The organism is Mycobacterium sp. URHD0025, assembly GCF_000426065.1.
Classification (GTDB): Bacteria; Actinomycetota; Actinomycetes; order Mycobacteriales; family Mycobacteriaceae; genus Mycobacterium.
Map to the genome: position 1 here is coordinate 398,280 of NZ_KE384491.1, position 26,078 is coordinate 424,357.

The 26,078-nt window shown below is 65.6% G+C and carries 23 protein-coding genes, 2 tRNA genes and 1 pseudogene; 10 read left to right on the forward strand and 16 right to left on the reverse strand.

Going from position 1 to position 26,078, the window contains the following annotated elements:
* The 3 genes and pseudogenes from H977_RS34240 to leuC form a co-directional block, all read right to left on the reverse strand.
* A pseudogene (locus H977_RS34240) lies at positions 1-455 on the reverse strand (HU family DNA-binding protein); the annotation flags it as partial.
* A gap of 215 nt (positions 456-670) precedes the next feature.
* Positions 671-1,264 carry a 3-isopropylmalate dehydratase small subunit gene (gene leuD / locus H977_RS0130335; protein WP_029111383.1) on the reverse strand — a complete coding sequence of 198 codons (594 nt, stop codon included), beginning with the start codon at positions 1,262-1,264 and terminating at the stop codon, positions 671-673.
* A 22-nt stretch (positions 1,265-1,286) separates the two neighbouring features.
* Positions 1,287-2,741: a 3-isopropylmalate dehydratase large subunit gene (gene leuC, locus H977_RS0130340; RefSeq protein WP_029111384.1), complete on the reverse strand. Its 1,455-nt coding sequence runs from the start codon at positions 2,739-2,741 to the stop codon at positions 1,287-1,289.
* A 119-nt stretch (positions 2,742-2,860) separates the two neighbouring features.
* Between leuC and H977_RS0130345 the strand changes: the two genes are divergently transcribed.
* Positions 2,861-3,562, forward strand: coding sequence for an IclR family transcriptional regulator (locus H977_RS0130345; RefSeq protein ID WP_029111385.1), 702 nt, complete (start codon positions 2,861-2,863; stop codon positions 3,560-3,562).
* 120 nt (positions 3,563-3,682) lie between these two features.
* On the opposite strand, the gene H977_RS0130350 is transcribed toward H977_RS0130345, so the two are convergent.
* The 8 genes from H977_RS0130350 to H977_RS0130385 all read right to left on the reverse strand — a co-directional run bounded on the left by H977_RS0130350 (position 3,683) and on the right by H977_RS0130385 (position 11,188).
* Positions 3,683-3,755, reverse strand: a tRNA-Glu gene (locus H977_RS0130350).
* A gap of 68 nt (positions 3,756-3,823) precedes the next feature.
* Positions 3,824-3,898, reverse strand: a tRNA-Gln gene (locus H977_RS0130355).
* 141 nt (positions 3,899-4,039) lie between these two features.
* Positions 4,040-5,500 (reverse strand): glutamate--tRNA ligase, encoded by a 1,461-nt coding sequence (gene gltX, locus H977_RS0130360; protein WP_036477742.1) that lies wholly within the window; start codon positions 5,498-5,500, stop codon positions 4,040-4,042.
* A 25-nt stretch (positions 5,501-5,525) separates the two neighbouring features.
* Entirely contained in the window at positions 5,526-6,326 is an 801-nt protein-coding gene (locus H977_RS0130365) for a fumarylacetoacetate hydrolase family protein (protein WP_029111387.1), read from the reverse strand.
* A gap of 61 nt (positions 6,327-6,387) precedes the next feature.
* Positions 6,388-7,563: an alpha/beta hydrolase family protein gene (locus H977_RS0130370; RefSeq protein ID WP_051289229.1), complete on the reverse strand. Its 1,176-nt coding sequence runs from the start codon at positions 7,561-7,563 to the stop codon at positions 6,388-6,390.
* Between the two features lie 9 nt (positions 7,564-7,572).
* Positions 7,573-8,472 (reverse strand): NAD(P)-dependent oxidoreductase, encoded by a 900-nt coding sequence (locus tag H977_RS0130375; protein WP_029111389.1) that lies wholly within the window; start codon positions 8,470-8,472, stop codon positions 7,573-7,575.
* Entirely contained in the window at positions 8,469-9,815 is a 1,347-nt protein-coding gene (locus tag H977_RS0130380) for an MFS transporter (protein WP_029111390.1), read from the reverse strand. The genes H977_RS0130375 and H977_RS0130380 overlap by 4 nt, the downstream gene beginning before the upstream one ends.
* 140 nt (positions 9,816-9,955) lie before the next feature.
* On the reverse strand, positions 9,956-11,188 hold the full coding sequence (locus tag H977_RS0130385) for a PucR family transcriptional regulator (RefSeq protein ID WP_029111391.1): 1,233 nt from the start codon (positions 11,186-11,188) through the stop codon (positions 9,956-9,958).
* Between the two features lie 105 nt (positions 11,189-11,293).
* Here H977_RS0130385 and H977_RS0130390 point away from each other — a divergent pair, with 105 nt between their 5' ends.
* The 4 genes from H977_RS0130390 to H977_RS0130405 all read left to right on the forward strand — a co-directional run bounded on the left by H977_RS0130390 (position 11,294) and on the right by H977_RS0130405 (position 16,646).
* Entirely contained in the window at positions 11,294-12,460 is a 1,167-nt protein-coding gene (locus tag H977_RS0130390; protein ID WP_029111392.1) for a thiolase domain-containing protein, read from the forward strand.
* On the forward strand, positions 12,457-14,028 hold the full coding sequence (locus H977_RS0130395; RefSeq protein ID WP_029111393.1) for an acyl-CoA synthetase: 1,572 nt from the start codon (positions 12,457-12,459) through the stop codon (positions 14,026-14,028). Before H977_RS0130390 ends, H977_RS0130395 begins: the two co-directional genes overlap by 4 nt.
* Positions 14,025-15,392, forward strand: a complete 1,368-nt coding sequence (locus H977_RS0130400) for an FAD-binding oxidoreductase (protein ID WP_231396097.1) — start codon at positions 14,025-14,027, stop codon at positions 15,390-15,392. Before H977_RS0130395 ends, H977_RS0130400 begins: the two co-directional genes overlap by 4 nt.
* A 63-nt stretch (positions 15,393-15,455) precedes the next feature.
* Positions 15,456-16,646, forward strand: a complete 1,191-nt coding sequence (locus H977_RS0130405; protein WP_029111395.1) for an MFS transporter — start codon at positions 15,456-15,458, stop codon at positions 16,644-16,646.
* A 16-nt stretch (positions 16,647-16,662) separates the two neighbouring features.
* On the opposite strand, the gene H977_RS0130410 is transcribed toward H977_RS0130405, so the two are convergent.
* From H977_RS0130410 to H977_RS0130430, 5 genes are all read right to left on the reverse strand, one after another.
* The gene (locus tag H977_RS0130410) at positions 16,663-17,274 is read right to left on the reverse strand and encodes a dihydrofolate reductase family protein (protein WP_029111396.1); all 612 of its coding nucleotides are present in this window, start codon (positions 17,272-17,274) and stop codon (positions 16,663-16,665) included.
* Positions 17,275-17,371: 97 nt separating this feature from the next.
* Complete coding sequence (locus tag H977_RS0130415) at positions 17,372-18,181, reverse strand: BtpA/SgcQ family protein (RefSeq protein WP_029111397.1); 810 nt, start codon at positions 18,179-18,181, stop codon at positions 17,372-17,374.
* Between the two features lie 34 nt (positions 18,182-18,215).
* On the reverse strand, positions 18,216-18,938 hold the full coding sequence (locus tag H977_RS34595; RefSeq protein WP_051289233.1) for a class II aldolase/adducin family protein: 723 nt from the start codon (positions 18,936-18,938) through the stop codon (positions 18,216-18,218).
* The gene (locus H977_RS0130425; RefSeq protein ID WP_029111398.1) at positions 18,935-20,416 is read right to left on the reverse strand and encodes an FGGY-family carbohydrate kinase; all 1,482 of its coding nucleotides are present in this window, start codon (positions 20,414-20,416) and stop codon (positions 18,935-18,937) included. The genes H977_RS34595 and H977_RS0130425 overlap by 4 nt, the downstream gene beginning before the upstream one ends.
* Before the next feature lie 94 nt (positions 20,417-20,510).
* Complete coding sequence (locus H977_RS0130430) at positions 20,511-21,305, reverse strand: inositol monophosphatase family protein (RefSeq protein ID WP_081681912.1); 795 nt, start codon at positions 21,303-21,305, stop codon at positions 20,511-20,513.
* 118 nt (positions 21,306-21,423) lie between these two features.
* Here H977_RS0130430 and H977_RS0130435 point away from each other — a divergent pair, with 118 nt between their 5' ends.
* The 5 genes from H977_RS0130435 to H977_RS0130455 all read left to right on the forward strand — a co-directional run bounded on the left by H977_RS0130435 (position 21,424) and on the right by H977_RS0130455 (position 26,071).
* The gene (locus H977_RS0130435; RefSeq protein ID WP_036477746.1) at positions 21,424-22,194 is read left to right on the forward strand and encodes a DeoR/GlpR family DNA-binding transcription regulator; all 771 of its coding nucleotides are present in this window, start codon (positions 21,424-21,426) and stop codon (positions 22,192-22,194) included.
* Between the two features lie 44 nt (positions 22,195-22,238).
* Positions 22,239-23,012: an SDR family NAD(P)-dependent oxidoreductase gene (locus tag H977_RS0130440; RefSeq protein ID WP_029111401.1), complete on the forward strand. Its 774-nt coding sequence runs from the start codon at positions 22,239-22,241 to the stop codon at positions 23,010-23,012.
* A 32-nt stretch (positions 23,013-23,044) separates the two neighbouring features.
* Complete coding sequence (locus tag H977_RS0130445; RefSeq protein ID WP_029111402.1) at positions 23,045-24,343, forward strand: ABC transporter substrate-binding protein; 1,299 nt, start codon at positions 23,045-23,047, stop codon at positions 24,341-24,343.
* Between the two features lie 61 nt (positions 24,344-24,404).
* Positions 24,405-25,253, forward strand: coding sequence for a carbohydrate ABC transporter permease (locus H977_RS0130450; RefSeq protein WP_036477749.1), 849 nt, complete (start codon positions 24,405-24,407; stop codon positions 25,251-25,253).
* Positions 25,250-26,071 (forward strand): carbohydrate ABC transporter permease, encoded by an 822-nt coding sequence (locus H977_RS0130455; protein ID WP_036477752.1) that lies wholly within the window; start codon positions 25,250-25,252, stop codon positions 26,069-26,071. Before H977_RS0130450 ends, H977_RS0130455 begins: the two co-directional genes overlap by 4 nt.
* The last annotated feature ends 7 nt before the right edge of the window (positions 26,072-26,078 follow it).

Genomic DNA, 26,078 nt, shown 5'->3' on the forward strand with positions numbered 1-26,078 from the left:
GGTGCCTTGGTCGCGGCCTTCTTGGCGGGAGCCTTGGTCGCGGCCTTCTTGGCCGGTGCCTTCTTGGCAGCCACCTTCTTGGCGGGTGCCTTCTTGGCGGGCGCCTTCTTGGCGGCACGCTTGGCCGGGCCTGCGGTCACGCCGCGCTTGACGGCCGGACCTTCAGACGGGAGGCGCTGCGCCCCAGAGACAACCGCCTTGAACTGTGCGCCCGGACGGAAAGCCGGCACCGAGGTGGGCTTGACCTTCACCGTCTCGCCGGTACGCGGGTTACGCGCCACACGGGCAGCGCGCCGGCGCTGCTCGAAAACACCGAAGCCGGTGATCGTGACGCTGTCGCCCTTGTGCACCGCGCGGACGATGGTGTCCACAACGTTCTCCACCGCGGCGGTAGCCTGCCGACGATCGGTGCCCAGTTTTGTTGTGAGTACGTCGATGAGCTCCGCTTTGTTCATCCAAAACCTCCGAAACCAGTGGTCCTCCTTGGACCGACTAGAGGACACGGTAAACCCTGTGACCACTGATTTCCAAGAGCCACGCGCAATTTCAGGCGTAGCTAGCGAACATTCCGGCAATCCGCTTGCCCCACTTGGACTCCCCTGGGCTGGGTCCAGAACCGGTTTGGCAGGCGGCGAATTCGGGTGCCGATGCACCCGTACGAGGCCCCCGATCAGGCCGGCAGAGTGCGCGGCTTCCAGGCCGGCCGGCGCTTCTCGTAATCCTCGATCGACGAGAGTTTCCGCAGCGTAAGGCCTATATCGTCGAGTCCGGAGAGCAGCCGCCAGGCCGTGTAGTCGTCAATTCTGAACGGCACCACAACCGTTCCGGCGACGATATTTCGATCTTGAAGATTCACAGTGATTTCCAACCCCGGATTCTGCTCGATCAGCTTCCACAAGAGCTCGACATCGTCTTGGGCGACTTCGGCCGCCAATAGCCCGGCCTTGCCGGCGTTGCCGCGGAAAATGTCGGCGAATCGAGATGAGATAACCACCCGGAAGCCATAGTCCATGAGCGCCCATACGGCATGTTCGCGTGAGGATCCGGTGCCGAAATCGGGTCCGGCGACCAACACCGAGCCTTTGTCGAATGGCGGGAGATTCAGAATGAACGACGGATCATTGCGCCAGGCGGCGAACAATCCGTCCTCGAAACCCGTTCGGGTTACCCGCTTCAAATAGACGGCGGGGATGATCTGGTCGGTGTCGACATTGGATCGTCGCAGCGGCACACCGATACCGGTGTGAGTGCTAAAAGCCTCCATCACGCTTCTCCTTCTGATTTGCTTAACGGGTTGCGGCTGGCAGATCGGCTGGGGACGCCAGTTTTCCGCGCACCGCGGTGGCTGCCGCCACGGCCGGCGACACCAGGTGGGTGCGGCCGCCCTTACCCTGTCGGCCTTCGAAATTCCTGTTGGACGTCGAGGCGCAGCGCTGACCCGGAGACAGTTGATCGGGGTTCATGCCCAGACACATCGAACAACCGGCCTGACGCCATTCGGCGCCTGCCGCGGTGAATACCCGGTCGAGACCTTCCGATTCGGCCTGGGCACGGACGCGCATCGAGCCCGGCACGACCAGCATCCGAACCCCGTCGGCGACCTTGCGATCGCGCAGCACGTCGGCCACCACGCGCAGATCCTCGATCCGGCCGTTGGTGCAGGACCCGACGAAAACCGTGTCCACGGCGATGTCACGCATCGCCATCCCGGGTCGAAGATCCATGTAGGCCAAAGCCTTCTCCGCCGACTGACGCTCGCCGTCGTCGCCGATCAGCTCCGGATCGGGCACCGACGCGGACAGCGGGACACCCTGCCCCGGGTTGGTTCCCCACGTGACGAACGGGCTCAGCGTGGAGGCATCCAGGTAGACCTCGGTGTCGAATTCGGCGCCCTCGTCGGTGCGCAACTGGCTCCACGCGGTGATCGCGGCGTCCCAGTCAGCCCCCTTGGGAGCGTTCGGGCGGCCCTTGAGGAATTCGAAGGTGGTCTCGTCAGGGGCGACCATGCCGGCGCGCGCCCCGGCCTCGATGCTCATGTTGCAGATCGTCATCCGGCCTTCCATGGACAGCGCCTCGATGGCACTGCCCCGGTATTCGATGACATGGCCCTGCCCGCCGCCGGTTCCGATCTTGGCGATCACCGCCAGGATGATGTCCTTGGCGCTGACCCCGGGCGGCAGCACACCGTCGACGTTGACCGCCATGGTCTTGAACGGCTTGAGCGGCAGTGTCTGCGTGGCCATCACGTGTTCCACCTCGGAGGTGCCGATGCCCATCGCGATGGCGCCGAACGCGCCGTGGGTCGAGGTGTGGCTGTCCCCACACACGACCGTCATGCCCGGCTGCGTCAGTCCCAGCTGCGGTCCGATGATGTGCACGATGCCCTGTTCGACATCGCCCATCGGGTGCAGCCGAATGCCGAATTCCTCGCAGTTGCGCCGCAATGTCTCGACCTGGGTGCGCGAAATCGGATCCGCGATCGGCTTGTCGATATCGACCGTGGGGACGTTGTGGTCCTCGGTGGCGATCGTCAGGTCGGGCCGTCGCACCGGCCGCCCCGCCAATCGCAGGCCGTCGAACGCCTGCGGGCTGGTGACCTCGTGGACGAGATGCAGGTCGATGTAGATCAGGTCGGGCTCCCTGGCGGCGCCCTCTCCCTCGCCGCGCGCCACGACGTGGTCTTCCCAGACCTTTTCGGCCAGGGTGCGCGGCTTTACGGATGTCTGTGTCGATTGATCCATCGCTACTTCTCGATTCCATTAACGGGCAATGCGGGCTTGCATCAAGAGTCCGCCAGGGCTGGGAGCTACTGTCGCCATCTCGCCTGTCATCTCACAATGCGAGACGTTAGTATCTCTCTGTGAGAAATGATAGCGGCATCGGCGTTCTCGACAAAGCCGTGGGTGTGCTGCATACCGTGGCCGAGTCACCTTGCGGGCTGGCCGAACTCTGCGAGCGGACCGGACTGCCCCGCGCGACCGCCCACCGGCTGGCCGCGGGGCTCGAAACCCACCGCCTGCTGGCCCGTGACGGCGACGGACGCTGGCGCCTGGGCCCCGCACTGACCGAATTGGCCTCCCACGTCAACGATCCGCTCCTGGCGGCCGGGGCCGCGGTCCTGCCCCGCCTGCGCGAAATCACGGGCGAGAGCGTGCAGCTGTACCGGCGCGAGGGGCAATCACGGGTCTGTGTCGTGGCATTGGAGCCTCCGGCCGGCCTGCGCGACACCGTGCCGGTGGGTACCCACTTGCCGATGACGGCCGGTTCCGGCGCCAAAGTGCTACTCGCCTATGCCGACCCGGCCACCCAGCAGGCCGTGCTGCCGGCCGCCAAATTCACCGATCGGACGCTGGCCGAAGTTCGCAAACGTGGCTGGGCGCAGAGCGCCGCCGAGCGTGAGCCAGGTGTGGCCAGCGTCTCGGCACCGGTGCGTGACGGGCGTGGCGCCGTGATCGCCGCGGTGTCGGTGTCCGGACCGATCGACCGCATGGGCCGCCGGCCGGGGGCCCGCTGGGCCGCCGATCTACTTGCCGCGGCCGATGCGCTCACCCGACGACTGTGAGGCGAATCTCAGCACGCGGTTGAGCGCCCGGCGTGGCGGTCCGGGACCCCTTGTCCAGAGCACGCAAACCCGGCAACGCAAAAGCGCCCAGTTCGTGAGAACTGGGCGCTTCTACTGCTGTACCCCCGATGGGATTCGAACCCACGCTACCGCCGTGAGAGGGCGGCGTCCTAGGCCGCTAGACGACGGGGGCTAGAACTTCCGGATGGTCAGCATAGCCTAGGCGGTCGTGCTCACCTAATCGCTCTGATGCCGTCCGGATGGCTGGGGTACCAGGACTCGAACCTAGAATGGCGGTACCAGAAACCGCTGTGTTGCCAATTACACCATACCCCAATAATTGCCCATCACCGCAGGTCACAGGCAATTTCGATCCGATCGGCTCTGCGGGGGCCTCCCCGTTTTGCTTTTCGGGCCGACGAGCAGACTACCAAAGATTTTCGGCGCTCTTTACCAAGCCCCGTCACTCCCGGGGGTTCACAGCGTGGCCCGGGCGGCCCGCAACCGCTCAAGGCTGCGGTCGACGCCGAGCAGTTCCATCGACTCGAACAGCGGCGGGCTGATCGTCGAGCCCGTGACTGCGACGCGGATAGGTCCGAACGCCTTACGTGGCTTGAGTTCCAGACCGTCCAGAAGCGCCGCCTTGAGCGCTGCCTCGATGTTGGCGGTGTTCCACTCGCCGACCTCCTCCAAGGCGCTCAGCGCGGCGTCCAGGACCGGTGCGGCCTCCTCGCGCAGCTCCTTGGCCGCGGCCTTCTCCTCGATCTCGTAGGACTTGTCGTCGAAGAACTTCAGCAGGCCCCACGCATCGCCGAGGACGACGATGCGGGTCTGGACCAACGCGGCCGCCTCGGCGAACGGGGCCTCGTCCAAACCGGTGTCGTGACCGTGGGCATCGAGATAGGCGCGTAACCGGGCGGTGAAATCCTCGGGCGTGAGCTGCCGAATGTGCTCGGCATTGATGGCATCGGCCTTCTTCTGGTCGAACCGCGCCGGGTTGGAGTTCACGTCTGCCACGTCGAACGCGGCCACCATCTCGTCCAGGCTGAACACGTCGTGATCGTCGGCGATGCCCCAGCCCAGCAGCGCCAGGTAGTTCAGCAGCCCCTCCGGCAGGAAACCGCGGTCCCGGTGCAGGAACAGGTTCGACTGCGGATCGCGTTTGGACAGCTTCTTGTTGCCCTCGCCGAGAACACTTGGCAAGTGGGCGAATTGAGGCACCTGCTCGGCCACACCGATCCGCATCAGGGCCTGGTACAGCGCGATCTGGCGCGGCGTCGAGGGCATGATGTCCTCGCCGCGCAGCACGTGGGTGATCTTCATCAGGGCGTCGTCGACCGGGTTGACCAAGGTGTACAACGGATCTCCGTTGGCGCGGGTGATCGCGAAATCCGGCACCGAGCCCGCCGGAAAGCTCACCGGCCCGCGCACCAGATCGGTCCAGCCGAGGTCTTCGTCCGGCATGCTCAGCCGCAACACCGGCTGACGGCCCTCGGCGGCGAACCGCGCCCGCTGCTCGTCGGTGAGGGTGCGGTCGAAGTTGTCGTAGCCCAGCTTGGGATTTCGGCCTGCGGCGATGTGCCGGGCTTCGACCTCCCCCGGTGTCGAAAACGCCTCGTAGACCTCGCCTGCCTCAAGCAGACGCGCGATCACGTCCTGATAGATCTCGCTGCGCTGCGACTGCCGGTACGGCTCGTACGGGCCGCCGATCTCGGGTCCTTCGTCCCAGTCGAGCCCCAACCATCGCAGCGCGTCGAGGATCGCCGCGTAGCTCTCGTCGCTGTCACGCGCGGCATCGGTGTCCTCGATGCGGAAGACGAAGGTCCCGCCGGTGTGCCGGGCGTAGGCCCAGTTGAACAGCGCGGTGCGGACCAACCCGACGTGCGGGGTGCCGGTAGGCGACGGGCAGAACCTCACCCGGACATTTGACGCCGTCATTTCCTTGCTCCTCGCATCCGCGTCATCACTTTCCTTTTCGCACAACGGGATTGGTAAGGGTGCCGATGCCTTCGACAGTGACGCTCACGGTGTCACCGTCTTCGATCGGGCCGACGCCTTCGGGTGTTCCGGTGAGGATCAGATCGCCCGGCAGCAGCGTCATCACCGCCGAGACCCACTCGACGATGGCGCCGATGTCGTGGATCATCAACGAGGTCCGGCTGCGCTGGCGCACTTCGCCGCCGGCGGCGCCGGCAATTCCACTGGTCACCTCGGTGCGGATCTCAAGGTCCGACGGGTCGAGATCCGTGACGATCCACGGACCCACGGGGCAGAAGGTGTCGTGGCCCTTCGCCCGCATCCACTGGCCGTCCTTTGCCTGTTGGTCCCGCGCCGAGACGTCGTTGGCGATGGTGTAGCCCAGGATGTTCTCGGCTGCGCGTGCGGCGGGCACGTCCTTGCAGGGCCGCCCGATGACGATCGCCAATTCGCCCTCGTGGTGGACGGGATTGGCGTCGGCCGGCAACTGGATCGGCACGTTGGGCCCGATGATCGCGGTGTTCGGCTTGAGGAAGATCACCGGATCCTCGGGAGCTACCGCGCCCATCTCCGCGGCGTGGGCCTCGTAGTTCTTGCCCATGCAGATCACCTTGCTGGCCAGGATGGGCGCGAGCAGGCGGACGTCGGCCAGCGGCCAGCTCCGCCCGGTGAAGTTGGGATTACCGAACGGATGTTCGGCGATCTCTTTGCAGACGGCATCGGCACCGTCGCCTTCGACACTGACGAAAGCGACGCCGTCGGGACTGGCGATTCGACCTAAGCGCATTTTGACCAGGGTAGTGCGCAGCGTCCTACCACCAGCGCTGACGCCTCCCGTCCGGGTTCCGTCAGCCCGCGAACGCCGCTGCCAGGAACGGCGTGGAATCCGGAATCGAGGCCAGCACGGTGCCGGAATGATCCTCGTCGGGATACACCTTGAGGATGACGTTCTGCCCATTGGCCCGAAGCTGATCGTCGAGCTGCTGCGACATGCTCGGCGGGACATCTCGGTCCCGGAGCCCGACCCCCAGGAAGATCGGCCGGTCATAGCCGCTGGTCGGCGTGCCGAGGTAGGCATCGAGAGCGTCGGCTGCGCCGGGCACGGCGGCCAGCGGGGCGCTGAAGAATCGGGCCGGCGTGATGCCGCTGAGCTGTTGGTCCAGTTCCGGTTTGCACAGCGTCTCGGCCTTGTCGACCGCGGCCAGCCCGGCCGGCGTCAGCACGCTGTTGACGTCGATGTCGGGGCGGGCCTCCCGGAAACCGGCCAGGATGTAGCCCGTGTAGCTGTTGGCCGCGGGCCCCAGATTCGGCGGCAGCGCCATGTCGGGCCCTGACTGTTTGACGATGCTCTCGACGTTGAACGGCGTGCCGGTGGCCACCACGGCGCGATAGTCCAGACCGGTCCCGCGACTGAATTCGGTGGCCCAGCGCGCACTGTTGACCGCGGCTCCGCCGCCTTGCGACTGGCCGACGATGGCCCATTTCGGCGACAACGGCAGCTCCATCTGGTGCATCGCGATGACCGAGTCGACGACGCTGTGGGCGGTGGCCACGCTGTTGAGGTAGCTCATCAGCCCCGGCGTGCCGAGCCCGGCGTAATCGGAGCCGACGACGGCGTAGCCCTCGTCGAGCCAATGCGTGAGGTACTCCACATCCCTTGCGCTGCGCGGCTGCGCCGACGGCGCGCAATCATCACCGAGTCCGACGGTTCCGTGTGCCCATGCGATGGTCGGCCAGCCACCTTCGGGCGCGCGACCATGTGGGATGAATACCGCCGTGGTGCTGAGTGCGGGTGAATCGTGTTGATCGACTGTCGAATACAGGATTCGATAGGCACCGGCCGCGCCCGGTACCGACAACGCGGGATCCAGCGGCACCGTCTCGATCAGGGTGCCGGCCACCGGAATCGGTGCGTCGTAGTGACGGGCATCCAGGCCCGACCAGTTCGGCGCGGCCGCCGTCGCCTGGGGCGCCGTTACCAGTCCACAGAGCAACACAACAGTTGCCGCCAACCACTTGTTCACGGGCACAGGCTATTGCACCAGGATCTCCGGTTCACCAATGCTGAGCTGATAGGCCCGGTGAACCCGCGAGTCATCCTCGCCACCATGGCCCAGTGCGGCGGCCAACCGGAATGCGTTGCGCGCAGCGGTCAACAACGGTGCCGGGAAACCGATGTCGCCCGCGGCGTCGGCGACCAGCCCGGAATCCTTGACGAAGATGTCCACCGTCGTGGTGATCTCGACGTCGTCAGCGAGCATGCGGGGTCCCCGGTCCGACAGCATCCACGACGCGCCCGCTCCTGAGCTCACCGCTTCGAGCACGCGCTCCGGATCGAGGCCCAAACCCTCGGCCAGGGTGAGTGCTTCAGCCGCGGCGGCCAGATGCACACTGCACAGCAGCTGGTTGACCAGCTTGTAGGACTGCCCATCGCCGATCCGGTTGCCGCACCGGTGGATCGATCCCATGGACTCCAGTACTGCCTCGACTTCGACCAGCGTCTCGGGAGCACCGGATGCCAGCAGCGTCAATGTCCCCTGCTCGGCACCGCGCACTCCGCCCGTGACCGGTACGTCGAGTACCCCGACACCGTATTCGGACGCCGTGTCGGCCACCTTCTGGACCGCGACCGGCCCCACGGTCGACATGATCACGCAGATCGACTCGGGCTTCATCCGCTTCAGAGCACCGCCCTCACCTACGAGCGCGGCGTCGAGCTGGTCGGCGGTTGCCACCATCGCGATGATCAGATCGGCATCGGCTACCGCCGCCATGTCGACGATCGCGATCCCGGCGCGCGCGGCCGCTTCTCGTCGAGCCGGCGAGGGTTCGACCGCCCGGACCGCATGTCCGGCGGCTGCCACCTGGCGTGCCATCGGCAGCCCGATCGCGCCGACCCCGACGAATACGACGTTCCTGCCCGTGCCCGTCATGCGCCGGCCACCTGTGCCGGGGCCGCGATACGGGGTTCTTCGGCGACCGTGCCGCTGTCGGCGGCATCGTCCAACGCGTCGGGCCGCTCACTCAACGCCGCGGTGGCGACGGCCGCGGCGACCATGATCACCAACAGGTAGAGCGCGATCGGGACCCAGCTGTGGAACCGGCCGAGCAGTGCGGTCGCGATGATCGGCGCCAGCGCGCCACCGAAGACGCCGCCGACATTGGTGCCGATGGCCACGCCGGAGTAACGGAGCCTGGCCGGGAACTGGTGCGGGAGGAAAGCGTTGAGCGCACCGTAGTTGGCGGCGAAACCGGAGAACAGCACGAGGAAGCCGATGAGCATCAACCATGGGTTTCCGGTGGCGATGAGTGGGAAGAACAGGAACGGTGCCACCGCCATCAGCGCGATGCCGGCCAGCAGGATCTTCTTGCGGTCGATGCGGTCACCGAGTGAGCCGAAATACGGCATGGCCACGATGAGAATCGCGGCAGTGGCCATCACCACCGCCAGCACGGTCGAACGGTTGGCGCCGACCGATGACGCATAGCTCAGCGCGAACACCGAGCCGAGATAGAAGATGACGTTGGTGGGCATGTTCGCCAACGCGACTCCGATCACCTGCTTCCAGTGACCACGGAACAACTCCTTCGACGGACTCTCACTGACCACGCCGCTGGCCTGGGCCGCCTGGAACACCGGGCTCTCCTCCAGGTGCAGGCGGATGTAGAGACCGATTGCCACCAGCACAGCGCTCAACAGGAACGGGATCCGCCAGCCCCACGACATCAACTGGTCTTCCGGAAGCTGGCTGACAGCCAGGAATACGCCGTTCGCCAGGAGCAGGCCACACACGTTGCCGGTGCCGACGACGCCGGTCACCAGTCCGCGCTTGCTTCCACTGGCATGTTCGAGTGCCATCAGGAATCCCCCGCTGGCCTCACCGCCGAGGGAGAAGCCTTGCAGGAAACGCAGAACGGTCAACATGATCGGCGCCGCGACACCGATCGTGTCGTAGGTCGGCAGCAGGCCGATCAGCGTCGTTGCCAATCCCATTCCCGACAGGGTGAGCACCAGCATGGCGCGACGTCCCAGCCGGTCGCCGAAATGGCCGGCCACCCAGCCGCCGATCGGCCGGGCGACGAACGCGATTGCGAACGTCGTCAGTGAAAGAAGCGTCCCGACAACGGGATCGAACGACGGAAAGAACAGCTTGTTGAAGATCAGCGAGGCGCACAGCCCGTAGATGAAGAATTCGTAGTACTCGATGGTGTTACCGAGCAAGCTCGCCGCGACAACCTTGCGCGCCTGCCCGGAGCCTGTGGCCGGTGTGGTCATGCATGCCTTCGATTCATCTCAGCGCCCCAGTGGGCTGTGGTGGGCCGCCGGTCCGAGTGTGACGGCGAGCACAGCGAGTATCGAGCCGTTGTGACGGCGCACACCACCAACAGCGAGAGGGATTGCCGGGTACCGATTTCTCACTTTGTCGAAAACTGGTTGTCATCCAGGGTGAGCAACGGCAGGATCGCCAGCCCCACCTGCAGCGCCAAGCGGGTGGCACCATCGTCAAGGTCAGCCCCGGTGATCTCGCGCACCCGGCCCAACCGGTAGTACAGGGATGTTCGGTGGATGTGCAGGGCCTCGGCTGTACGCGGGCTGTTTCCGGCGTGATCGAGATACGCCGCGAGGGTCTCGACGAGAGTGCCGTGGGTGTCGGCATCCAGAAGGGAGCGCAATGGGCCGGGCAGGATATCCGGGGTCAGCGCCGCCTCGGGCAGGCGCATGAACACCGCGTATGCGCCGAGTTCGTCGTAGCGGGAGATCTCGCCCACGGCGGGCACCCGCATACTCGCTTCGACAGCCACCTCGCTGTGGCGCAATGATTCCCAAGCCGACGCGATGTCGGGCCGTTGAGTCCCTATGCCGCACACCGCTCGCACGTTTCCTCCGCCGACGATCGACATTCGCTCGATGACGGCCTCGGCCAGCCGTCGTTCGACGGCCGGGTCGGCGTCGGTGGCCCAGGTCTGCACGATGGCCGCGTCGGAGCCACGGACGGTGAAGGCCACCCGGGCGCCGCGGTCACGGGTGACGATCTCGAGCACCGACCGCAGCATGGCTTCGACCCGCATGGTGTCGACGCCACCGCTGACGCGGACCGACGAAACGCTGGAGGCTCCGTCGCAGCGGAACGTCTCCTCTGTTCGTAGTGCCGCCAATCCCCGTTCCCGGCGCGTGGGGTCGGTCGACAACGATTCTGCGACCGCCACTTCCCGGTCGAGTCGACCGTCGACCCGGCGACCGCGCTCGCGGTACAGCAGTGCGGCGACATCGGCACTACACAGTTCGATATCGGCGGCCTCGGCCGCGGTCAACGTGGTTGCGGCGTCGATCACCATCAGCACACCGAGGAAATGTCCGTGCCACCGCAGCGGAGCACACCAGCGCCGCGCCATCCCGAGGTCCGTGCGGGCCGGGATCTCGGCGGGGCCCTGCCAGGATTCGACACCGCAGCCGAGGATGTGCGCCGTCGCGCTGCCGCCCACGTCGTGCTGGAGCACGGCCCGCACGCGTTGGTCGTCCTCGTCGCCGAAATGCCTACTGGAGTAGATCAGTCTGATCGTCGGGTCGTCGACGACCACCGATCGCTGCAGACGGTCGGCCAGATCGTCGACCAACCGCTCAAGTTCAGTCCTACCCCGGTCCATCATCTGTGCGGAATTCCTGGGCCTTTCTCGTTTTGTAGCAAGGCGGCGTGCATCCGTCCGACTGTAGTAGGTGGTACGGCTCACACCCAGACGGCGAAACTTCGGACCATGGTTTCCACCCCAAATCTCATCGGCTGGGCACACAGTCGGTTCGGCAAGCTCGAAACGCCGGATGTCGAAGCACTCATCGCCGAGGTGGCGATGCAGGCCGTCGCCGACGCCGAGCTGGCCCCATCCGACATCGACGGCATCTTCGTGGGTGTGTTCAACAACGGCTTCTCTCGGCAGAGCTTCGAGGCCGGGCTGGTCGGCGTGGGTTGTCCCGAACTGGCCCGCACTCCGGCGGTGCGCTTGGAGAACGCGTGCGCCACGGGCAGCGCGGCGTTGTTCGGTGCACTCGACTTCGTCGAATCCGGCCGCGGTAGAACAGCACTGGTGGTCGGCGCGGAGAAGATGACCGCGGTGACCGGCGATCAGGTCAATGACATCCTTCTGGGCGCTTCGCACCGGCGGACCGAGGCCGGCGCCGGGAGCTTCGCGGGCATCTTCGGTGAGCTGGCCGCCGGCTACGCCGAACGGTTCGGGAATCAGCACGATGCGCTGGCCAGGATCGCCGCCAAGAACCACCGCAACGGCGTGCACAATCCGTTCGCCCATCTGCGCAAGGATCTCGGATTCGACTTCTGCGCCACCGAATCCGAGCGCAACCCGGTGGTGGCCGGACCACTGCTGCGCAGCGACTGCTCGATGGTGTCCGACGGCGCCGCCGCGGTGGTTGTCGCCGCGCCCGGCATCACCGCGCGACGGTCTGTCCGCGTCGGCGGACGCGCCCAGGCCAACGAACCCCTGCCCTTGGCCCGGCGCCGGGATCCGCTGTTTTTCGACGGCGCTCGCGACGCGTTTCGCGGTGCCCTGGCCGAGGCCGGGATCACCCTCGACGACCTGGACCTCATCGAGACCCACGACTGCTTCACCCAGGCCGAGCTGATGGAGTACGAAGCGTTCGGCCTGGCCGAGCCCGGCAAGGGCAGTTTCGTGATCGAGGAGGGCGTCACGGAGCGGGATGGCCGCCTGCCGGTCAACGTTTCCGGCGGCCTGAAGTCCAAGGGGCATCCGGTCGGTGCGACGGGAGTCTCCCAGCATGTCCTGGCCGCAATGCAATTGACCGGTGAGGCGGGCGCCATGCAGCTGCCCGGCCCGTCGCGGGCTGCGGTGTTCAACATGGGTGGTGCGGCTGTGGCCAACTACGCCACGGTTCTGGAGGCGGTTCGGTGACGCAGCGCGCGATGAATCTGGCCCAGTTCCTCACCCAGACGGCCCGGCGACTGCCCGAGCGCACCGCCTTGGTCCACGGCGCAACCCGTTGGAGCTGGCGCGAACTCGACGAACGCGTCAGTGCATTGGCCCATGCCCTGCGCGAACGTGGTGTGGATTCGGGTGACTGTGTGTTGATCCACGGCGTGAATCACCTCGAATATGTGCAGTCGCTGTTCGCCATCTGGCGCGTCGGCGCGGTGATCGCGCCGACCAACGTCCGCCTGACCGCGCCCGATGTGGCCGGAATCGCCCGGACCTGCCGGCCGGTGGCGATGCTGTGCGGCGACGACTATCGCGAATATGCCGACGCTGTACGCAGCGAGATCGACCTTCCTGCGGGTGTGCTGTGGCTGGGCGCCCCTGCCGAAGAGCCGGATTCGGTTGCCGCGCAGACTGTCGTCACCGACACCGCCAATGCGCCTGTGCGCAACGGTGATCACGCCTGGTACTTCTTCACCTCAGGTACCAGTGGAGCACCGAAAGCGGCGGTGCTGACCCACGATCAAATGGGTTTCGTGGTCACCAACCACCTGTGCGACCTCATGCCCGGTACCACCGAAGGCGATGTGTCTCTCGTGGTGGCCCCGTTGTCGCACGGCGCCGGTATCCATCTGCTCCCTCAGGTCGCGGCGGGTGCCGCGTCGGTGCTGACCACATCGCCGAAGCTGGACGGCGGCGAGATCTGGGAACTCGTCGAACGAGAGTGCGTGACGAACATGTTCACGGTGCCGACCATCCTCAAGCTGCTTTCCGAACACCCGGACGTCCACACCCGCGACCATTCGTCGCTGCGATATGTGATCTACGCGGGCGCCCCGATGTACGAGGCAGACCAGCGCCACGCCCGTGAGGTTCTCGGCGATGTGCTTGTGCAGTATTACGGCCTCGGCGAGGTCACCGGAAACATCACGGTCCTCCCGCCCCGTCTGCACAACCACCCGCGCCCCGCCGGCGTCGAGATCGGCACCTGCGGCGTCCCCCGGACCGGGATACAGGTGAGCATCCAGGATGACGGCGGTTCCGAACTGCCGCCCGGCACTCAGGGTGAGATCTGCGTTGCCGGTCCTGCGGTGTGTGCGGGATATCTCGACAACGACGCGGCCAACAGCTCCGCGTTCCGCGACGGTTGGTTCCGCACAGGCGATCTCGGACTGCTCGACGAGTACGGATTCCTCTACGTCACCGGCAGGGCCTCGGACATGTATATCTCCGGTGGTTCCAATGTCTATCCGCGTGACATCGAGGAGAAACTGCTGCAGCATCCGGCCGTCTCGGAGTGCGCGGTACTCGGCATGCCCGATGCGGTGTGGGGCGAAGTGGGCGTCGCGGTGTGTGTTCCCTCGGCGGGCAACGACATCGACGTCGCCGAGCTGACTCGGTGGCTCGGCACGCGAGTCGCACGCTATAAATTGCCTCGGCACATCTTCGTCTGGGACGAGATTCCCAAGTCCGGGTACGGCAAGATCGTCAAACGAACGATCCGGTCCGCGCTCGAAGAGAGCTCCTGGCCGCCGGTGGCGTCGTGAGTGTCGCAGCCCTGATCGCCGAGCTCGGCGAGGCGCTCCCGACCGGTGCGGTGGTCACCGACCCCGATATCACCGCCGCCTATGCGCGTGACCAGTCTCGTTTCACCACTGCACATTCCCCGGCTGCGGTGGTGTTTCCACGGTCCACCGACCACGTCTCGCGGTGCCTGCAGGCGGCGTCGCGCCACGGTGTGCCCGTGATTGCCCGCGGCGCCGGAAGCGGGTTGGTCGGCGCGGCGAACGCCACGCCCGACGCCATCGTGCTCTCGATGCACCGCATGGACCGAATCCTGGAGATCGACACCGGAAATCGGCTGGCCGTGGTCCAACCCGGAGTGATCACGGCCAGTGTGGCAGCCGCGGCACGAGAGGCCGGGCTGTTCTATCCGCCCGACCCCGGCAGCGTCGAGATCTGCACGATCGGTGGGAACATCGCGACCAACGCGGGCGGAATGTGCTGTGTGCGCTACGGCGTCACGGCTGATTTCGTCTTGGGCCTGGAAGTGGTGCTGGCCGACGGGCGCGTCATGAGGACCGGCCGGCGCACCGTGAAAGGCGTTGCCGGCTATGACCTCACCCGGCTCTTCGTCGGATCGGAGGGCACCCTCGGCATCGTCACCGAAGCCACCCTGAAACTGCTACCCGCCCCGGCACCGGTTCACACCATGGTGGCGGCGTTCGCCGATCTCGGTGCGGCCGGGCACGCGGTCTCCGACATCGTGCGAGCCGGAATCACCCCGAGCATGCTCGAAATCCTCGACCGGACCACGGTGCGGGCAGTCGACGCCGTGGCCCGGATGGATCTCGGTGGTGACGTGGCCGCTCTGCTGCTGGCCCAGAGCGATGCATCCGATATCGCCACGATCGGCGATCTGTGTGCAGGCGCGGGCGCCGAAGACGTCGCGATCACCGATGACATTGCTGAAGGGTTGATGCTGCTCGAGGCCCGTCGACTCGCGCTGCCGGCACTCGAAAGTCTCGGCGACTGGCTGCTCGACGACGTGTGTGTACCCCGGACCGAGATCACCGCTCTGATCGCGGCGATCGAGGAGATCGCCCGCCGGCATCAGCTCACCATCGGCGTGTTCGGACACGCAGGCGACGGCAACCTGCATCCGACCATCATCTTCGATGACGCCGATCCGGCGAGTCGCCAGGCAGCGCAGGATGCGTTCAACGCCATCACCGCCACCGCCCTCGAACTGGGCGGCACGATTGCCGGCGAGCACGGTATCGGCCGGCTCAAAAGCCACTGGCTGACCCGCGAATTGGACCCGACGGCGCTGGACGTACACCGCGCCGTCAAATCCGCGCTGGATCCGCAGGGGCTACTGAGCCCGGGCGGTATGACGCAACACACGTAATCATCGTCCCATATCCTGAGATTGAAATTCAGGATGATGAGATGGCTGTGGCACCATGCGAATATGCCGAATTCATCGATCAGCACGTTCCGCCGCTGGTCGATGTTGGCGATCGCACTGACCGCGACCACCTGCGCCAACGTGTTCATCAATGGCGCAGCGTTCCTCATCCCCACCCTGCACGCCGAACTCGGCCTGGATCTGGCCAAGGCCGGTCTCCTGTCGTCGATGCCGAGCTTCGGGCTCGTGATCACCTTGATCGCCTGGGGCTACATCGTCGACCGCGTCGGGGAGCGGATCGTGCTGACCGTGGGCTCGGCACTGACCGCGGCAGCAGCCTTCGGCGCGGCTTCGTCTCACTCACTCATCACTGTCGGCATGTTCCTGCTGCTGGGCGGAATGGCTGCGGCCAGCAGCAATTCGGCGAGCGGCCGGGTTGTGGTCGGCTGGTTCCCGCCCGAACAGCGCGGGCTGGCGATGGGAATCCGGCAGACGGCAACACCTTTGGGTGTCGGCTTGGGCGCGTTGGTCATTCCGCGATTGGCCGAATCACATGGGGCCACAACCGCGTTGCTCTTTCCCGCCGTGGTCTGCGTGCTGTCGGCGGTGATCTGCGCAGTGGGCGTGCTCGACCCGCCGCGGCCACCACGTCACGAGGCGCCTGCCGAGCACCTGGCCAATCCCTATCGTGGCTCGAACGTGTTGTGGCGCATCCACGCGGTGTCGGTGCTGCTGGTCGTGCCCCAGGGCATGGTGTGGACCTTCACACTGGTGTGGTTGATGAGCGACAGAGGCTGGTCGGCCGCCTCGGCGGGCACGCTGGTGACGGTGGCCCAATTGCTGGGCGCGGCAGGGCGGATCGCCGCCGGCCGCTGGTCGGATGTCGTCGGTCAGCGGTTGCGTCCCATTCGGACGATCGCGCTGGCGGCGGCAGCGACGATGGGTCTGCTGGCGCTCACCGATTGGCTGGACTCCCCGATCAGCGTGGCGTTGATCGTCGTCGCCTCGGTGATCACGGTGTCCGACAACGGTTTGGCGTTCACAGCCATCGCGGAGATCGCCGGCCCCTTCTGGAGCGGACGCGCACTGGGCACACAGAACACCGCACAGCATCTGGCGACTGCCAGCGGGGCACCGTTGTTCGGCGCTCTGATCGGGGTGGCCGGCTACCCGGTAGCGTTCGCGGTGTGTGCGTTGCTGCCGCTGGTGGCTGTGCCCCTGGTGCCGGCCGATCCGGTACGCGAAGAGCTGTAGGCGGTGGGCGCTCGATTCATGAGCGCTCGCCCATGTCACCCGTTCCCGGGCTGCCGTCGGCGAGGCCGTAACGCAGATACACGATGCCGTTCGGACTGGCCACAGGCGGCTGCAGCAGTGTGACATTGGTGGGCACCGCGCCACCGTCGAACACCTTCTTTCCGCTGCCCAGCATGATCGGATGCACCCACAGGTCGAGTCGGTCGAAGAGCTTCTCGCGCAGGAGTGTCTGGACCAGGTTCAAGCTCCCGACCACCTTCACGTGCGCGTGCCTGTCCCGGATCTCGCGGACCGCGCCGGCAAGATCCGGACCGAGCTGGGTCGAGCCCGCCCATGACAGATCCGGCTTGCCACGAGAGGCCACGTACTTCGGGATGCTGTTGAACAGCGTGCCGAATTCGTCCTGTTGGCGTGGCCAGTGGGCAGCGAAGATGTCGTATGTCCGCCGGCCGAGCAGGAGTGCGTCGGTGCCCTCGTAGGCGGCGCCGACCTGCGCCCCGGAGACGTCGTCGATGAGCGGCGCCTGCCAACCGCCGAACGCGAACCCCAGCGGGTCCTCGTCCGGGCCGCCGGGCGCCTGCGCGACGAGATCCAGCGTTGCGAACATTTCGATCTCGATGAGCCCCATGGCGTTACTCCCAGTTGAGTTTGTTGTCTCGGTAGAGAGGTAGACCTGTGGGCACCGGCAGACTCATCGCCGACGGACCGACTCGACCTACAGCCGGTTAGTTCTGCCGGAAGTTCTTGACCACAGCCATCAGCTTCTCCACTCGTTCACGATCCGCGTGGTTCTCGAACACCCCGTCCTTCTTGAACGCGGTACCGACGACAGCGCCGTCGGCGATGCTCAGCTGCGCCTCGGCGGTCTCCACCCGCATCCCGGTGTTGACGAAAACCGGGACGTCGCCGGCATTGTTCTTGACCGTCGACAGTGCCGAGGTGTCGGTCGGCGCACCGGCGGTGAGCCCCGAGACGACCAGCGCGTCGGGCTTGGCGTTGAACACCGTGGACCGGGTGACGTCGGCGAGATCCCGCTCGCCCAGATACGCCGTGGCCTCCGGGACCACATTGAACAACAGCCGGACACCGCCGGCATCGACGCGGCGGCGGTGCCGGGCCGCCTGGCCCACATTGGTGTTCCACAACCCGAAATCACTGCCGTAGACACCGGTGAAGATCTCCCGCACGAACTTCGCACCGGTCGCCGCGGCGAGGTCGATCGACGCCACGCCGTCCCACAGCACGTTCACGCCGAACGGCACGCGGACCTCGTCGAGGAGTTCACCGACCACGCGGGCCATGGCGATCGCGGTGATCGGCTCGGTCTTCGTCAGGTACGGCAGGCTGAACTCGTTGGAGAACATCACCGCGTCGACCCCACCGGACTGAAGCGCATCGAGGTCGCGACGCGCGTTGTCCACCACCGCTCGCATCCCGGCCACCGTGTCAAAGGACGGATCGCCCGGCAGCGCATCCAGGTGCAGCATCGCAATCACCGGTTTGTGCACCCCAAAGACATCGTCAAGCCATTGCATGGTTTACCTAATCTCCTCTTGTTCTTCTTGTCCCTCAGGCCAAGCTCTGGATCGTGACTGTCTGGGTGTCGAGGTGGACGCGTCCTTCCTCGATGTCGCGCGCAAGATCGTGTTCGAAAATGTGGTAGAGGCTGAGCTGTTCGGGAGTGACCCCCAGCGACGCCACCTTCATCGCCTGCCGCGCGGCTTTCTCGATGACGGTGGCGGTGAACAGCGCGTCAGCCAGGTCCGGGCCAAGCGCCACCGCGCCGTGCCGTGCCATCAAAGCTGCCTTGCTGCCGTCGGCAAGCACCGCGACCATGTTGTCGCCCAGTTCTTTTGACGCGACGACACCGAACTTCCCACACCGGATCGGGCCGAAGCCGACACGGGTGTACGAGTCGATGGTCGCGGTGGGTATGTCCTTCTCGGCGGCCGCGAACACCTGCGAATCCTCGGCATGGGTGTGCACGATGGCGTTGACATCGGGCCGGGCCGCATAGATCGCTAGATGCATGGGCAGCTCCACGGTCGGCTCGGTGAGCGACTCCGGCAGGGTGTTGCCGTCGGGGTCGACAACCGCGACGTCTTCGGGACGGACATCCTTCCAGCTGCGGATCGGCAACCGGTCCGACGGCGCCGGCAGTGCGTACACGACGTCGTTCTCCCGGTCGAACAACGTGATGTCGCCGGAATCCAGGCCCGTGGTGAGGCCGAGATCGACCATCCGCCAGCCGCCGTCGGCCACCGCCACCTTGTGGTCGTGCCGGATCCTCATCGCGCCCTCCTCGTCAGTCCGTGCGAAATGGGCACCAGCGCATCGCCCGCCTGCCGCCACAGCTGATAGGCCTCTTCATAGATCGCCGTCCGCTCGCGGTCGGGTACCACCGGTGCGTCGAATTGGAGGAATCGCGCGGCATCGTCGAGACCGAGCGCACCGGCTCCCACACCCGCCAGGATGGCGGCTCCCAGGGAGGCTCCGGGATGGTCACGCACCGGCGCCAACTCTGTGCCGAGCACGTCGGCATGGATCTGTTTCCACAGGGTGGACTTGCTACCACCGTTGGTCACCCTGGCCCGGGACAACGAGATTCCCGCCGATCTCATGACTTCGGCGTTGTGCCGGAAACCGAACGCGATCGCCTCAAGCACCGCGCGGTACATGTCGGCGCCGGTGTGGGCCAGCTCGAGGCCGATGAAAGCGCCACGCAACTGCGGATCGTGGACCGGAGATTTCTCACCGAGGAAGTACGGCAGGCACAACACCGCCGCCGGACGGCGCTCGGCGGCCTCGACGTCGAGATCGGCCAATGGCGTTCCGCCGATGAGAGTCTGGAACCAGCGGATGAGACTGCCACTGGTGGCCATACACCCGTTGGGCAGCCAGGTGCCCTGCCGCGGATGCGCGTCGAGATAGAGGCGTGCATCGACAATGGGATCGGCGCAGGCAGTGAGGATGTCACCGGCACCGCCCAGCTTGATCAACCAGTCGCCGGCGGTATCGACCCCGGCGGCGTAGGCGGACAACACATGGTCGGCGCCGCCCACCACCAATGCGACATCGGCCGGCAGGCCGGTGGTTTCGGCCATCGACGCGCTGATCGTGCCCACCCTGGTGCCGGGCCGGAATACCTCGCACAGCGCCGAACCCGGCAGACCGACTGCCTCGAGCGCCGGATCGAAGTGCTTCCCGTCGAGGGTGTACAGGCCGGACTCCAGCGCCCAGTTCTGCTCGACGTGTGGATCCGCCCCCAACGCGATCAGGACATAGTCATAGGACCCGACCAGATAGCGCGTGGCCGACCAGCATTCGGGCTCGTTGCGCTGCAGCCAGCGCACTGTGGGTGCCACCGACTGCTGGGTGAGCGCGGAGCCGGTGCGGGACAACATATCCGCACCGTCGATCACCGTCGCTAGCTCGTCGATTTCACGGGTGGCCCTGGCATCGTTCTGCAGGATCGGCCGGCGCACCGGTCGCAGGCCGGCATCCAGGCATACCACAGCGGGGACCATCCCGGTCGCCGAGACCGCCGCCACCATCCCCGGGTCGATCTGAGATTCGGCCAGTACCTGCCGGATTCCCTCTATCGCGTTGGTGACCCAGGCCGAGGCATCCGCCTCGGCATAGGCCGGCCCGTCCGAGAAGATCGGCGAGCTCAACGTCGCCTGCGCGACGATGCCGGCCGTTTCGTGCAGCAGAACCGTTTTGGTTCCGGTGGTGCCGATATCGACACCGATCAGATAGGTGCCCCGCAAGGAACTGTCTCCTGTCCAGAGTTCACGATGCCAGCGCAACGTGTCGCTGACACTAGCCGAGAATGTGAAGAAGTATCAATCTCCTGTTAACAATTCACGTTAAATCGGATCCTGAAGCGGTGACCCGAAGCTCATCGGGCACCGTTGCCGGTCGCCGCACCGTCAACCCCGCCTCTTCGGCCACCAGCGCCGCGGCCGCCCAGTCGTACTCACCGAGATGACTCTCGACGTAGGCGTCCAACGCACCTTCTGCGACAGCACAGATCGCCAGCGCCGCCGACCCGAGGGCTCGAGCGTCGGTGTACCCGGCCATCATTTCGGCAGTCATCCCGCACTGCGCGCGGCGCACATCAGCCGAATAGGCATAGCCCATCCCCAGCAGGCGTGCGGCACCGTCGTCGCCCAGGGCCGGCCCGGTCAACCGGTATACCCCCGTGCCGTCGGCCAGCCATGCTCCGCCACCCCGGTAGGCGTAATACGTCTTGCCCAACACCGGAGCGTCGACCGCGCCGGCGAGCCACAGCCCGGTACGGATACAGACCGCGCCCACCGAGGTGGCGTAATACGGAATCCCCCTGGTGAAGTTGGTCGTACCGTCCAGCGGATCGATCGACCAGCGCACCCTGGCACCGTCGGGGACCGTGCCCGGGAGTTCCTCGCCGGTGACATGGTCATCGGGCCTGCGACTGCTCAACACGGCCCGCACCGCGCGCTCGGCGGCGACATCGACATCGGTGACCAGGTCGCCGCGATCCCCCTTGACCGTCACAGTGGCACTCGCCCGCGGCCGGGAACGCAATACCGCCGCACCCGCACGCGCCGCCTCCAGCGCCACGTCAGCGAGTTCAGCGGCCAGCGCTGATGGGCTGCCGAGCTGCTCAGAATCCATTTCTGTTACCTCTTCCCATCTCACACCCGGTTATGTTAAACATTAACGACATTCGTCCGTGAGTTGAAAGATCACAGTAAAAACTGTCAATCATTCACAGATAGTCACAGGGGTGCCGATGACAGTCGAAGAGCGAAGAGCCCTCATCGAAGAGCGGCTGCGGTCTGACGGCGAAGTGGATTTCGCGTCGTTGGCCGCGATGTTCGAGGTCTCGGAGATGACGATTCGGCGCGACATCGATGTCCTGGAAGCCCAAGGGGCGGTACGCCGGGTGCGCGGCGGCGCGATCGCCTACTCGCACAAGGCCGAGGAGCCCGCGTTCGGCACCAGGGTCGAGTCGGCAACCGCCGAGAAGGCCCACATCGCAACGGCTGCCGTCGAGTTGCTGGAACAGCACGAGACCGTCATCATCGACAGCGGCAGCACCGCGCTGGCCGTGGCGCATCAGATCCGCGGCCGTGGACTGGGTTTGACCGTGATCACTCCGAGTGTGCTTGCCGCACTTGAACTGGTCGACGAACCCAACACCACGGTCTTTCTCACCGGCGGACGAATGCGACCCGGAGAGCTGAGCCTCATCGGCTCCGATGCCCAGGCGACCTACCGGCGGTACAACTGCGACACCTACATCATGGGCGTCGCCGGAGTCGACGCCAAGCGTGGACTCACCGACTATCACAGCGAGGAAAGTGACGTGAAGCGCGCGGCCATGGAGTCCGCCGACCGCGTGATCCTCGCTGTCGACTCGAGCAAGCTCGGCCGGGTGCAACTGGTCAACATCGCGCCACTGAACGCGGTGAACACCATCGTGACCGACGGTTCTCACGACGACCCGGTACTGGAGGCGGCCCGACAGCAGGGCATCGACGTGCGGGTCGCCCACGAGTGATCGCAGCCGTCGCACCCAATGAAAACAGCAGAGAAGGAAGAACATTGACGAAGACAGTCGTAGTGACGGGTGCGGGATCCGGCATCGGCAAGGCCATGGTGACCGAACTGGCCCGCCGAGGCTGGCAGATCGTCGTGACCGACGTCGACGAGCAGGCCGCCAAAGCCTGTGCCGAGCAGCTCGATACCGCGGCCGGTCAGCACCACGAGCATCTGCGGCTTGACGTGACCGACCCGGCCGCGGCCGCCCGGGTGGCCGACGACGTCGCCGACCGGCTCGGGCTCGACGCGTGGGTGAGCAACGCCGGCATCTCCTTCATGGAGCGCTTCCTGGACATGCCGCTGGACCGCGTCGAGAAGACCTTCGACATCAACCTCAAAGGTGTGTTCATCTGCGGCCAGGCGGCAGCTCGCGCGATGGTTCGCACACGCACGAAGGGCACGATCGTCAACACCGCCTCGATGGGCGGCAAGCAGGGCCGGGTTCCGTTCCTCAGCGACTACATCGCATCGAAATTCGGGGTGATCGGGCTGACCCAGTCGATGGCCTACGAACTGGCCGAGCACGGCATCACCGTCAACAGCATCTGTCCCGGCTATGTCGCTACCCCGATGCAGGAGCGCGAACTCGCCTGGGAAGCGTCGCTGCGCGGCACCACTGCCGAAGCGGTGAAACAGATGTGGATCGACGACACTCCGCTCGGACGTGTCGAACGGCCGGAGGACATCGCGAAAGCGTTGACTTTCCTGCTCTCCGAGGACGCCCGGTTCATCACCGGCGAGGCACTTGCCGTCAACGGCGGCGCCTTCATGGATTGATCACCCACCGAATCAACAGGATTGGAAGGGATATGGCATCACAAAAAAAGTGGTTGTCCGCCGCCACCGCATTGTTGGGCGCGGGCACCCTGGCGCTGGCCGGGTGTTCGAGTTCCGGCCCGGCGAGCGAGAATGGAAGCGGCGCAGGTGATATCCCCGCCGACCACACCGGCACGGTGAAAATCCTCATGGAGGACGAACACGACACCGAGGCCGTCGAGTCCCTGCTCGACGGGTTCAAGACGGCGTACCCGAACATCAACGTCGACATCGAGAAGCTCGCCTACGACTCGATGCGCGACAAGCTGGTCGCGTCGTTTCAGGCCCCACAGGGCACGTATGACTTGATCATGATCGACAATCCCTGGACCGACGACTTCGTCAACGCCGGATTCCTGGCACCGTTGGACAGCCGGATCGAGTCGGCGAGCAAGCTGGACTACGACGATTTCTACCCTTCGCTGCGCGGGGTCAACGAGATCGACGGCTCCACCTACGGCATCCCGATGTACAACTACGCCCAGGGCTACATCTATCGCGATGACCTGCTGCAGCAGGCGGGCCTACCGGTACCGGGCACCCTCGACGAGCTGGTGACGACGGTCAACAAGCTGACCACACCCCAGCACGCCGGTATCGCACACAGCCCGCAACGCGGCTACAAGATTCTCGAGGAATGGTCGAGCTGGTACGCCGCGGCCGGCGGTTCGATGTTCGACAAGGACGGCAAGCCGACGATCGACACCCCGGAAGCCCACAAGGCCCTGCAGATCTACATCGACACCCTGAAGTCGGCGTCACCGCCCAACAGTGTGAACTGGGCACAGGACGAGACCATCCGGTCACTGTCCTCCGGCGGGTCGGCGTCCATCGTCGGCTACAACTGGCTGACCTCCAGCCTCAACTCGCCCGAATCCGGTGAGCTGTCCGGCAAGTTCAAATTGGCACCGATGCCCGGTGGCCGCGGTGCGCTCGGCGTCTGGTCGTGGGCGATCCCGGCCAACTCCAAGGACTCCGACGCCGCCTGGGCGTTCATCTCCTGGGTCACCGACAAGGACACCGACAAGCAACGGGTCATGCACGGCGGCGCACCCACTCGGATCTCCACGGTCGCCGACCCCGAGGTCCGCAAGACGGGCAACGGTGAGAGTTACTTCGCCGCCGTGGACGAAATCCTGAAGAACAACGTCCCGTTCGCGCAGGGGCTCAACGCCGAGCAGATGGTGCAGGAGGTCGGCACTCAGCTCAATGAGGCAGTGATCGGCGCGAAGTCCATCGATCAGGCGCTGGCCGACGCGCAGGCTGCGGCCGACCAGATCACGGGACGCTGACCCGGTTTCCGCGGAGCGCTCCCCCTCCGCGCTCCGCGGAAACCGCCTAGAGAAGAGCACAATGAGAAAGTTTCGCTACGGCATGATGGCACCGTTCGCCGCGGTGTTCGCCGTCGCCATCGGCTTCCCGTTGGTGTACGCCGTGTATCTCAGCTTCGTCGACAAGAAGCTGACCTCACAGCGGCCGGCACAGTTCGTCGGAATCGACAACTACACCAAGGCGTTTCAGGGGAAGTTCGTCGGCTCGCTCGGAGTCACCGCGACATATGTGGTTATCGCGGTGGTTGCCGAACTGGTACTCGCACTCCTGATCGCACTGGCACTGCAGCGGCAACGCTGGATGAAGGACCTCACCCGTTCGGTCCTGCTGATCCCGATGTTCATCACTCCGATCGCCGTGGCACTCGTATTCCGGTTCCTGCTCAACAGCCAGCTGGGCGTGATACCCAACGCACTGCACAAGGTCGGCGTCGATCACGACTTCTTCGGCTCCGGTTCGGCGCTGTTCACCCTGGTCGCCATCGACGTCTGGCAGTGGACACCGTTTCTGGTCTTGCTGTTGGTGGCAGGTCTGGAGTCCATGCCCAAACAACCTCTCGAAGCTGCCAGAGTCGACGGGGCCAGTGGTCTGTACACCCTGTTCCGGGTCACCCTCCCGCTGTTGTCGCCGGTGCTGACCGTCGCGGTCATGCTCCGCGCCCTCGATGCGCTGAAAGTCTTCGAGTACGTCTACGCCACCACGCGAGGCGGGCCGGGCACCGAGACGGAGACGATCCAGTACCTGATGTACCAGACCGGGATCCAGTTCTTCCGGCTCGGTGAGGCGAGCGCAATGGCTTGCCTCGTGCTGGCTTTCGTGCTCGCAGTCATCGTCGTCGTGTATCGCCGAATGGAGAAGTCCGCAGCATGAGTGACCTACGGCGCACATCTTTCAGCGCGCTGCGCATCGGGTTTCTCCTCGCCGGTGTCGCCATTGTGGTCCTGCCGCTGGCCTGGATCACGCTCGCCAGCTTCAAGACCCCGGGACAACTCAACGATCCATGGCTCGTCGCATTCTCACCGTCGATGGACAACTGGAAACACGTGCTCGACAGTACGATCGTCAGCGCCGTCGTCCGCAGCGCGATCGTCGCATTCGCAACCGTGGGCATCAGCATCACCGTCGGCAGCATGGCCGCCTACTCCATCAGCCGCTACAAGACCGGAGGGTCGGCAACCAGATTCGGCATGCTCGCCGCTCAGGTCCTGCCGCCTGCGGTCCTGGTGTTCCCGTTCCTCACCGCGGGCTACGCGATGAACCTGAGCGGGACGCTGATCCCGGTCATCTTCGCGCACATCAGTTTCGTGCTGCCTTTCGTCACGTGGTTTCTGATCGGGCTGTGGGAAGCGGTTCCCCGGTCTCTGGAAGAGCAAGCCCTCGTCGACGGTCTCACCCGGTTCGCCGCGTTCCGCAAGGTGATGATCCCGCAGGTCTACCCGGGCCTCGGCGCCTCGGCGATCTTCGGTTTCATCCTGTCCTGGAACGACATGTTCTACGGGCTCATCCTGGCGCCCAACAACAATCAGCTTCTTCCGGTGGCCATCTCGTCGTTCAACACGTTCCGCGGAGTCGACCTCGGCTCGATGAGCGCCGCCATCATCATCTCGATCGTTCCGGTCATCATCGCGGCGTTCTTCGTGCAACGACGCCTGATCCAGGGCATGGGCGGCGGAGCCGTCAAGTTCTAGCCGCCTC